Source organism: Pseudodonghicola xiamenensis DSM 18339, assembly GCF_000429365.1.
GTDB lineage: Bacteria > Pseudomonadota > Alphaproteobacteria > Rhodobacterales > Rhodobacteraceae > Pseudodonghicola > Pseudodonghicola xiamenensis.
In genome coordinates this window covers 1-10057 of record NZ_AUBS01000057.1, presented here as the reverse complement: position 1 = coordinate 10057, position 10057 = coordinate 1, and the positions used below count along the sequence as shown (strand labels likewise).

The following is a 10057-nucleotide window of genomic DNA, read 5'->3' as shown; positions in this document are numbered from 1 at the left end:
AAAGCCGGCCCGGCTCGCGACCGTCGCCATGGCGAACAAGACGGGGCGGATCATGTGGGCGGTGCTGACCAGGAGCGAACCCTACCGCCCGCACACAGCCTGAGACGTAGAGAAACAGCGAGAGAGCAAGACCGACGATGTGATGGTGTACCCTTCAGCCGCAATGATCAGGACGCTCCGCTGAATGTCCCGGGCGCAAATGCCCGCGAAGCAGATAGGAACCTGATCTGCGGATCCCATCAGGGCCAGCGGTGTGAGCCGCGCAAACAGGCCGGACACAAGACCGCTTCTGAAAAGGTACATGAGATCATTTACGACTTGCTATGCGGGAGCCATCCACACAAGGTACAGTCGACGATAGCCGAAGCGCCGCCGTTCGCTGGAAAGCGCCTTAAGCCTCTCTCGCAGTCCGGTGTCTGCGGGTCTGGTTGATCCACGCCGATACACACGCGGATCGATCCCGGCCAGGGCGCAAGCCCGCCGCTGGTTGTAGCTTTTTTCTGTCATGGCCCAGTCCACAGCGCGTCGCCTTGCACCGGGCTTCAGAAGCGTCCGCAGGCTCACTCGAACGCATGGCGTTCGCCTGCTCCCATTCCCTGCATCTCCTTGAGCGTGGCAACGTCGAGCATGTGTTCCGCCAGCATCTTCTTGAGCTTCGCGTTCTCGGCTTCGAGCGCCTTCAGCCGCTTGGCCTCGGACACTTCCATGCCGTCATACTTCGAGCGCCATTTGTAGAACGTGCCATCACTGATGCCATGCTTCCGGCAGAGCTCCTTGGCGCCTATCCCGGCTTGGTGCTCCTTCAGGATGCCCCCTCTCGGGACATTGCTGCGCAATGCCCTGCCGGGCAGTGAATGATCTGCTCTTCGCTGAAACGGCTTTTTCGCATCGTCTGTCTCCTCGTTTGGAGAACAGGCTAACTTCAAACTGCGGACACCAGGGGGAACAGGTCACTTAGTGTCGCAACAAGGGCTCCGGCGTGTCTTCCTGCCTCCCGTGACGCGGGGCAGGGGCCGGAAAACGACCGCTGGATGGGGGTCTCTTCGGTCAAACCGGCGCGGCGCGAGCCAGCATGCCGAAGAGATCGCGGGGATCATCCGGGTCGGCCAGCAGGTCGAGCGGCTGGTACAGGTCGGTGCCGGCGATCCGGTCGCGGATGTAGCGCAGGGCGCTAAAATCCTCGATGGCGAAGCCGACACTGTCGAAGAGGGTGATCTGATCGGTCGAGGTCCGCCCGGGCGCCTGACCGGTGATCACCTGCCACAGTTCGGTGATGGGGAAATCCGCGGGCATCTGTTGCAGCTCTCCCTCCACCCGCGTCTGCGGCGGATATTCGACGAAGACCGTCGCCCGGGTCAGGATGCCCGGCGCCAGTTCGGTCTTGCCGGGGCAGTCGCCGCCGATGGCGTTGATATGGACGCCGGGCCCGATCATGTTGTCGCCGAGGATGGTGGCGGCGCGCTTGTCGGCAGTACAGGTGGTGATGATCTGGGCGCCTTCGATCGCCTCTTCCGCGCTGGTGCAGCGGGTGATGCGCAGCCCCTGACCGGCAAGATTGGTGGCACATTTGGCGGTGGCGGCGGGGTCGCTGTCATAAAGCCGCACCGCCGCGATGCCGCAGATCGCCCGCATGGCCAGGCTCTGGAATTCCGACTGTGCGCCGTTGCCGATCATCGCCATGGTGTGCGCGCCTTTCGGCGCCAGATGACGTGCCACCATGGCCGAGGTCGCGGCGGTTCTGAGTGCGGTCAGCAGGGTCATCTCCGACAGGAGCACGGGGTAGCCGGTCGCCACATCGGCCAGCAAACCGAAGGCGGTGACGGTCTGCAACCCCGCTGCGGTGTTCCTGGGGTGGCCGTTGACGTATTTGAAGCCATAGGCTTCTCCGTCCGAGGTGGGCATCAGTTCGATCACCCCGACATCGGAGTGGCTGGCGATGCGCGGCGTCTTGTCGAACCGCTCCCAGCGGCGAAAGTCGTCTTCGATATAGCTGGCCAGCCCCTTCAACATCGGGTCCAGGCCGATCCGATGCACCAGTCGCATCATGTGATCGACCGAGACGAAGGGGACGAGGGCCTTGTCCGAGGGCTGGGTCATCCGTAGGCCCTCGTCGGGCGGTCGAAGACGCGGCGACCCAGCGCCGAGGCGCAGAGATCGACCAGCAGATGAGCGGTGCGGCCACGTTCGTCGAGGAAAGGGTTGAGTTCGACCAGGTCGAGCGAACTGAGCAGGCCGCTATCACAGATCATCTCCATCGCCAGATGTGCCTCGCGCACAGTGGCGCCGCCGGGGACGGTGGTGCCGACCGCCGGGGCGACCGAGGGATCGAGGAAATCGACGTCGAGCGAGACATGCAAAAGCCCGTTTGCCGCGGTCACCCGGTCGAGGAAGCGGGCCAGGCCACGGGCAATGCCGTTCTCGTCGATATCACGCATGTCGTGGCGGGCGATGGGGCTGGTCTCAAGGGCCTCGCGCTCGGCTGGGTCGACCGACCGCAACCCGATCAGGCAGACATGTTCCGGGGCCACCGGGGCGATCACCGGGGGAAAGCCGTCAAACCCCGCGCGCCCTGTGACATAGGCGATCGGCGTGCCGTGCAGATGGCCGGAGACGCTGGACTGCGGTGTATGGATGTCGCTATGTGCATCGAGCCAGAGCACGAATTGCGGCCTTCCGATCTGCGCTGCGTGTTCCGCCACTCCGGCGACCGAGCCCAGCGAGAGCGCGTGATCTCCCCCCAGAAAGATCGGCAGCCCCTGGGCCATCGCCTCGCGCGCGGCGGTGCGCAGGGTCCTGGTCCACGCGATCGTCTCGTTCAGGCGATAGAGGTGGGCGGTATCCTCGTCCGGGCGATACGGGCGGGGGATGAGGTTGCCGCGATCCTCGACCTGATGGCCGAGGTCCCGCAGCGCTGCGCCAAGGCCGGCGGTGCGCAGCGCATCCGGGCCCATCAGGCAACCGGGGCGACGTTTGCCGCAATCGAGCGGCGCCCCGATCAGAATGCAGGTGTTTTCAGGCATGTGCGTATCCCCATCGTGTCGACATAAGGATCGCGCCGAAATGCGTTGAGGTATACGGAGCAATTTGCGCAATATGGCAAATGCATTGTCGAAATGGATTATTGAATTGGACAAAACGGATGAACGTTTGTTGGCGGCACTCAGGCATGACGCGCGCGCGTCGCTGTCCGATCTGGCGCTGCGATTGGGGCTGTCGCGCAGCACGGTGCGCACGCGGATCGACAGGTTGCAGCGGTCGGGTGAGATTCTGGGATTCACCGTGGTACTGAAGCAGGATGCGCTGCGCGACCCGGTGCGCGCGCTGATGATGGTGGGGATCGAAGGGCGTGGTGCCGCGCGGATCACCCGTCAGCTCACCGGCATGGCCGAGGTGCGGGCGGTGCATTCGACGAACGGGCGCTGGGATCTGATTGTCGAACTCGGCACCGAGACGCTGGAGGAGCTGGACCGGGCGCTGGCGCGGATCCGCATGCTCGACGGCGTCGCCACCAGCGAGACCAGCCTGTTGTTGTCGACCAGCAAATCATCCTGAGCCGCCGCGGCTCAGGCCTTGGTGCGGGCGGCGGCGATCCAGATCAGCGCCAGGATCAGCGCACCGATGGCGTTCCAGCTGGCCATCGACAGGTTAAGGAACTCCCAGGCAACCTCGTCACAGCGGATCAGCGGGGCGGCCATGATCTTGTCGAACAGCTGATCGGCCGAAAGATTGCTGACGGGGGAGGAGGTGCAGGTGGTCGGACCTTCCCACCAGGCACGTTCGACGCCGGTGTGATAGAGGCCGAGCCCCGAGGTGGTCAGCGCCGCCAGGGCGCCGAGCCAGGGAAGGAACCGGCCGCGGATCAGCAGCGCCAGCGCGCCGATGATCACTGCCGCCAGATGTGGCCAGCGCTGTTCGATGCATAGATCGCAGGGCGGCAGCCCGCCGATATACTGGAACCCCAGCGCCGCGAGCAGCATCGCGGCCGAGCCACCGGCGGCGATCAGGATCAGGAAGCTACGCATCACAAATATCTCAGCAGGAAGAAGCCGCCAGCCAGCAGCAGGACGAGAAGGGTGAAGACCAGGCCCAGCCGGCGTTCGATGAAATCGCGGATCGGCGCGCCGAAGACGCGCAAAAGCCCGGCTAGAACGAAGAAGCGGATGGCGCGGGCCAGGACCGAGGTGGCGACAAAGGTGCCCAGCGGCATGCCGGTCCAGCCCGACATGATGGTGATCACCTTGTAGGGGAAGGGGGTGATCCCCGCCGCCAGCACCGCCCAAAAGCCGAAGTCGTTGAATTTCTCGTTGAACTGGGCCATGGCGTCGGCCTTTCCCATCGCCTGCAGGATCGGCTGGCCGATGCTGTCGAAGAAGAAGGCGCCGATGGCATAGCCCAACAGCCCGCCCAAAACCGAGGCCAGCAGCGCGACCCCCGCGATCAGCCAGGCACGACGCGGCCGGGCCAGGATCATCGGAATCATCAGCACATCCGGCGGAATCGGAAAGACAGAGCTTTCGACGAAGGACACTGCCGCGAGTGCCCAGAGCGCGTGGCGATGTTCGGCGAGCACGATGGTGCGCCCGTAGAGGCGTCTGAGCATAGGCGGTTCCTGCAACGGGCGCCGTCTTTGGCGCCACGGATGGCAAACCACGGTGCTGCCCTGCGGTCAAGCTTTGGCCGTTCACCTCAACGCGAGGGCTTGGGGTTTTCCCTCTGGACGCTGTGCTCGCCTTGCGGTATCGGAGGGGCGTGGCCCAAGTGGCGGAATGGTAGACGCAGGGGATTCAAAATCCCCCGCCTTCGGGCGTGCCGGTTCGAGTCCGGCCTTGGGTACCAAGGACTTAGCGGGGTCCTGCCACACTCACCCTCTGGCCTGTCTCCTGAGCCAATTCATCCTTTTCGGTTCTGTCCTGGTCTGGAAGACGGGCTATCCGCGCTTTGTCTGGGCGGCGCGGCTCATCAGTTTATGCGAGGCTCTGAACCGATAATAAGCGGCCATTTCGGAGCTCTGGTTGGTCTCTGATTGGATTTCTGCATCGCTGCACCCGGCTCTGCCAGATCGATAACCGCGAGATCGCGCAAGCCATGCGGGCTGAATCTGGTGGCTCGCTCGCCCAGGCTTTCCTGTACGCCGGCGGCGAGGTTGGTCACGCGGATGAAGATCTTCGTCTCTGCGGTGTCGCGGGTCATTCGGGCGTCCTTTTGTTGGGGTCATATCCCGGCGCCTCCTTGTGCATTTCAAGCGCCGCCTCTTCTTCAGGAATGTCGTCCTTGTCGCGCTCGTGATCGGCAATATCGGCAGCCATGCGGTGGCGGTGTGACCCCGTATCACGACATCGAGGGGCGGCTCATCTGGTGCAGCGGAGAGGCCGAGGGTGTGCCGAAGGCGCGCCATAACTCTAAGGAATGCGACGATCTGTTGGGCCGGCGTTTGGCCGATTTCCTATCCGCAGTCTTGCCCTGACGGCCCGCGGACACACCGCATCGGACGCGTGTTGCCTTCGTCTCCGCCGCTGACAATCTCAGGGCCCGGGTCTTCTGTGGCTTCTGCATGTCGCGCAGGGCGTTGGCGGGCGATCTGCCGGGAGGCGTTGCTGATGTGGGACATGGGCGCGTCAATGGGGGCTGCAACGTATCCATCCGTGGCTTGACCGTCCGGCGGCAGCAAGAGCTTGCGCTGTGCCTCAGTGGTCTGGGCGATGCGGGGCGAAGAGCCCCGGAGTGACTGCCGCCCGCCTGTTTCTTTGCCTTTCACCCCGCAATCGGCTGGTGGGCTCGGGCCTGAGCCATTGATCGCGCGTAGTTGCGCGAGGCTGCGGAGCGTGCAGCGCTGGTGGCGCGGATCGCGACGATCTCTGCACGCGCGCGTGCAGCAGCACAGGCGTTGGAAGCGGCGCGGGCAGTCCGCGAGGGCAGGGGGGGAGGCGCTGGAAGATGAAGCCCCCAATGATCCCACTGCTGATGGTCGTCTGCCCAGCTCTGACAGCCTGCGTCGTCTCAAGGCCCGCTGGGCGTGGACTGAGCCGCCGGCGGTCTCGGCCCTGCGCTTCTGCCGCCACCCGGCAGATTTCTTGCTTGCGGTGGGAGAGGGCGATTGGGAATTGATCGTCGACCGGATCGGGGATGGACGATCCGGCGCGAAGAGGACAAGTCGCTGTTGGGGAAGTGGACGAAGGCGCTGGCGGCGGTCTTCGAAAAATGAAAGCGCGCCCCGTAGGACGCGCTTTAATGTGGTGCTACTTCGAGCTTGTTAACGGCTCGACCGCGAATTCTGAACTTCAACATGATTTCACCACACACCTGAGAATTCAAGTTGCAATTGACAGGGCCTCGTTCGATTTTGTTCCAGATTGACTTTTATTCTGGATGATCCGATGCGCCTTGGTTTGGATATTGGAACGAATTCCATTGGCTGGTGGCTATATGAGACCGATGGCCAGGGGGCATCTGCACGTATCGTCGGCGTTATTGACGGTGGGGTTCGCATCTTTTCGGATGGCCGTGATCCAAAATCCAAAGCGTCCCTCGCGGTTGATCGTCGTGCTGCACGGGCAACGCGGCGCCGTCGTGATCGTTATTTGCGTCGTCGCGCTGCGTTGATGAAAGTGCTGGCGAAATCGGGCCTGATGCCTGCTTCGCCTGCGGAGGCCAAACAACTGGAACTGCTGGACCCTTATGAGCTCCGGGCCAACGGCTTGGATGATGTTTTGCCACTTACACATTTCGGGCGGGCACTGTTTCATCTTAACCAGCGCCGCGGCTTCAAATCGAACCGCAAGACGGATCGTGGCGACAACGAAAGCGGAATGATCAAAGACGCGACAGCGCGGCTTGATCTCGAAATGATGACCAACGGCGCGCGGACTTATGGCGAGTTTCTTCATATGCGGCGGCTGCGAGCCAGCGACCCGCGGCATGTGCCAACGGTGCGCACTCGCCTCTCGGTCGCCTCGCGTGGCGGGCCGGATGCCAAGGAGGAAGCAGGCTATGATTTTTATCCTGACCGGCGTCATCTTGAAGATGAATTTCAGGAGCTCTGGAGGGCTCAAGCGACCTGTCATCCTGAGGTCCTGACGGATGCTCTGCGCGATCTGGTATTCGAGAAGATCTTTTACCAGCGCCCTCTTAAGGAGCCAAGGGTCGGGCTATGTCTGTTTACAGCCGAGGAGCGCCTTGCCAAGGCCCATCCTCTGGCCCAGCGACGTGTGCTTTACGAGACGGTGAACCAGTTGCGCGTTACGGCGGACGGCAAGGAAACGCGTTCGCTCACGTTGGTAGAACGCGATCAGGTCATTCATGCGCTCGACAACAAGAAGCCTGCGAAATCGCTGTCTTCCATGAACTTGACGCTGAAGGCTCTGGGTAAGGTGCTGAAACTGCGGGATAACGAGCGCTTCACGCTGGAGACTGGCGTGCGCGATGCCATTGCCTGCGATCCCGTGCGCGCGGTGATGATCCATCCAGACGCCTTTGGACCGCGCTGGTCCGAGCTTGACTGGAAAGCGCAATGGGAGCTCATCTCTCGCCTCCGAAAGGTGCAGAGCGAGGCGGAGTTTGACGCTCTTGTCGACTGGCTTATGGCAACGCATGAGCTAGACAGAGATCATGCGCAGAAGGTCGCAAACGTACATCTTCCCGAAGGTTATGGCCGCCTTGGATTTACCGCAACGCAACGTATCTTGGAGCAGCTCAAAGCCGATGTCGCGACATATTCCGAAGCGGTCTCTGCCTGCGGTTGGCACCACTCGGATCAGCGCACGGGTGAATGCCTCGACAGGTTGCCCTACTACGGTGAAGTTCTCGACCGGCATGTCATTCCGGGCAGCTATGACGAGAACGATGACGAGATCACCCGCTATGGCCGTATCACCAACCCCACGGTGCATATTGGGCTGAACCAGTTGCGTCGATTGGTGAACAAGGTCATCGAAGTGCACGGTAAGCCAGATCAAATCGTCGTGGAACTGGCGCGGGAGCTTAAGCAATCGGAGCAGCAGAAAAAGGATGCGATGCGGACCATCCGCGAAACAACCGAGGCCGCGAAGAAGCGAAGCGAGCAACTGGAACAATTAGGACAACCCGACACGGGGCACAATCGGATGCTCTTGCGGCTTTGGGAAGAGCTTGGCCCTGCCGTCGGTCCACGCTGCTGTCCATACACAGGCGAAACGATCAGCGTCACCATGCTCTTCGACGGGTCCTGCGATGTAGATCACATCCTGCCCTATTCACGTACGCTCGACGACAGTTTTGCTAATCGTACTTTGTGTCTGAAAGAGGCTAATCGCGAAAAGCGCGATCAGACGCCTCATGAGGCCTGGGGCGGCGATCCGGTGCGTTGGACAAAGATTGAGACCAATCTCAAGAACCTCGCAGATAACAAAAAATGGCGATTCAGCCCGGATGCCATGGAACGCTTCGAAGGTGAAAACGACTTCCTCGATCGCGCACTCGTGGATACCCAATATCTCTCGCGTATCTCCCGAACCTATCTCGACACGCTCTTCACCGAAGGCGGGCATGTCTGGGTTGTGCCGGGACGGATGACCGAGATGCTGCGGCGACATTGGGGATTGAACGCGCTGCTGAGCGACAAGGATCATGGGGCGGCCAAGGCCAAGAACCGCACCGACCATCGTCACCACGCCATCGACGCCGCCGTGGTCGGCGGCACCGATCGCAGCCTGGTCAACCGGATCAGCAAAGCCGCGGGGCAGGGTGAGAAGGCCGCGCAATCGGCCGAGTTGATCGCTCGGGACACGCCCGCCCCGTGGGAGCATTTCCGATCGGACATTGCGGCTCAGCTCGACAAGATCGTGGTCAGCCACCGCGCTGACCATGGCCGGATTGATGTCGAAGGCCGGAAATCGGGCCATGACAGTACGGCGGGAAAGCTTCACAACGATACTGCCTATGGGATCATCGACGATATGACCGTCGTCAGCCGTACGCCTCTTTTGTCGCTCAAACTCTCTGACATCGAGTGGACGACCAAGGGCAAGAACATCCGTGATCCGCAATTGCAAAAGGCGCTAGCCGCAGCAACCAAAGGCAAGGATGGAAAGGCGTTTGAGGATGCTTTGCGCCAATTTGCGGCCAAGGATGGCCCCTACCAGGGTCTGCGCCGCGTGCGCCTTGTCGAGACCTTGCAACGTGCGGCCCGGGTCGAAGTTGGAACGACCGACAAGGGGCGGCCTCTTAAAGCATACAAGGGCGACAGCAACCATTGTTATGAAATCTGGCGGCTGCCTGATGGGGCAATCCAGCACAGTGTCGTCACGACTTTCGACGCGCACCAAGGCAAAGAGAATAGGCACCCCGCGGCGAAACGTCTTTTGCGGCTGCATAAAGGCGACATGGTGCGCGTGGAGAACAGCAAATTCGGGGCAGTGACCGCAACCGTCGCAAAGTTCAATGGCAACGGGGTTATCGAACTTGTGCCTCATGCTGAAGCAAACGCCTCCGATCGGTATAGAAAAAACAAAGAGGATCTCTATATTCGCTTAAGCGCCAAGTCGGCCATGAAATCTGGTCTGCGCCGCATTATCGTTGATGAAATCGGGCGCGTCCGTGATCCCGGTCCGCCGAAAACCTGAGCGGAGTCGCGCGAATCAGGGATTTATGCCATGCTTCCAGTAGTTTGGAGTATGCGCATTGGACCGAGTCATTGATATCGCCAACGATGGTCGGCACCTGTCGCGGGAGCGTGGTTTTTTAGCAGGCTGCTGAAGAAGTCGGCCTTGAAGGACGTTATTCCTGCCGCCACGATTTGAAGTCGGTTTTCTTCGGCATCGGCATCGGCATCGGCGGTGGTCGCGGGTCAGAGTTGCCTTCTCCGTCAGGCCGTCAGGAGTTTCGGTAGCCTCGCGAGGTTGCAGGCCGCCATCGTCATCGTGAACTGGGCGCAGACCCTATCGAGCCCGCGGTGAACGGTCTGGGACATGCCGCCGACGGTCTTGGCCCAGCCGAACGGTTCCTCTATCTTCTTGCGGCGCCGCTGGGACAGGGCGTAGCCGAGGTGCCGGGTTGTCCGTCCGTCGATGGCGGAATGCCGGGC

Annotated in this window: 9 protein-coding genes, 1 tRNA gene and 1 pseudogene; 4 read left to right on the top strand and 7 right to left on the bottom strand. The window is 61.9% G+C overall.

Annotated features, from left to right (window positions below; all coding sequences use genetic code 11):
- Positions 1-339: 339 nt before the first annotated feature.
- From G455_RS26540 to rocF, 3 genes and pseudogenes are all read right to left on the bottom strand, one after another.
- Positions 340-889 (bottom strand): annotated as a pseudogene (locus tag G455_RS26540) (transposase); the annotation flags it as partial.
- A 158-nt stretch (positions 890-1047) separates the two neighbouring features.
- Complete coding sequence (locus tag G455_RS0121280; protein ID WP_028095495.1) at positions 1048-2097, bottom strand: ornithine cyclodeaminase; 1050 nt, start codon at positions 2095-2097, stop codon at positions 1048-1050.
- Positions 2094-3020: an arginase gene (rocF, locus tag G455_RS0121275; protein ID WP_028095494.1), complete on the bottom strand. Its 927-nt coding sequence runs from the start codon at positions 3018-3020 to the stop codon at positions 2094-2096. The genes G455_RS0121280 and rocF overlap by 4 nt, the downstream gene beginning before the upstream one ends.
- A 106-nt stretch (positions 3021-3126) precedes the next feature.
- Here rocF and G455_RS0121270 point away from each other — a divergent pair, with 106 nt between their 5' ends.
- Complete coding sequence (locus tag G455_RS0121270; protein WP_028095493.1) at positions 3127-3552, top strand: Lrp/AsnC family transcriptional regulator; 426 nt, start codon at positions 3127-3129, stop codon at positions 3550-3552.
- An 11-nt stretch (positions 3553-3563) separates the two neighbouring features.
- Here the strand turns inward: G455_RS0121270 and G455_RS0121265 are convergent, their stop codons facing one another.
- Together G455_RS0121265 and G455_RS0121260 are read right to left on the bottom strand one after the other, a co-directional pair.
- A complete protein-coding gene (locus tag G455_RS0121265; protein ID WP_028095492.1) occupies positions 3564-4022 on the bottom strand; it encodes a disulfide bond formation protein B in 459 nt (152 codons plus the stop codon).
- The gene (locus G455_RS0121260) at positions 4022-4600 is read right to left on the bottom strand and encodes a YqaA family protein (protein WP_028095491.1); all 579 of its coding nucleotides are present in this window, start codon (positions 4598-4600) and stop codon (positions 4022-4024) included. Before G455_RS0121260 ends, G455_RS0121265 begins: the two co-directional genes overlap by 1 nt.
- A gap of 152 nt (positions 4601-4752) precedes the next feature.
- Here G455_RS0121260 and G455_RS0121255 point away from each other — a divergent pair.
- Positions 4753-4836: transfer RNA gene (locus tag G455_RS0121255), tRNA-Leu, on the top strand.
- A gap of 123 nt (positions 4837-4959) precedes the next feature.
- On the opposite strand, the gene G455_RS0121250 is transcribed toward G455_RS0121255, so the two are convergent.
- A complete protein-coding gene (locus G455_RS0121250) occupies positions 4960-5190 on the bottom strand; it encodes a hypothetical protein (protein ID WP_028095490.1) in 231 nt (76 codons plus the stop codon).
- A 933-nt stretch (positions 5191-6123) separates the two neighbouring features.
- Between G455_RS0121250 and G455_RS26535 the strand changes: the two genes are divergently transcribed.
- Both G455_RS26535 and cas9 read left to right on the top strand, forming a co-directional pair.
- The gene (locus tag G455_RS26535; protein ID WP_154664450.1) at positions 6124-6354 is read left to right on the top strand and encodes a hypothetical protein; all 231 of its coding nucleotides are present in this window, start codon (positions 6124-6126) and stop codon (positions 6352-6354) included.
- A complete protein-coding gene (gene cas9, locus G455_RS0121240) occupies positions 6351-9596 on the top strand; it encodes a type II CRISPR RNA-guided endonuclease Cas9 (protein ID WP_229861863.1) in 3246 nt (1081 codons plus the stop codon). The genes G455_RS26535 and cas9 overlap by 4 nt, the downstream gene beginning before the upstream one ends.
- Before the next feature lie 242 nt (positions 9597-9838).
- Here the strand turns inward: cas9 and G455_RS0121235 are convergent.
- A partial coding sequence (locus tag G455_RS0121235; RefSeq protein ID WP_028095488.1) for a transposase occupies positions 9839-10057 on the bottom strand: 219 nt, incomplete at its 5' end.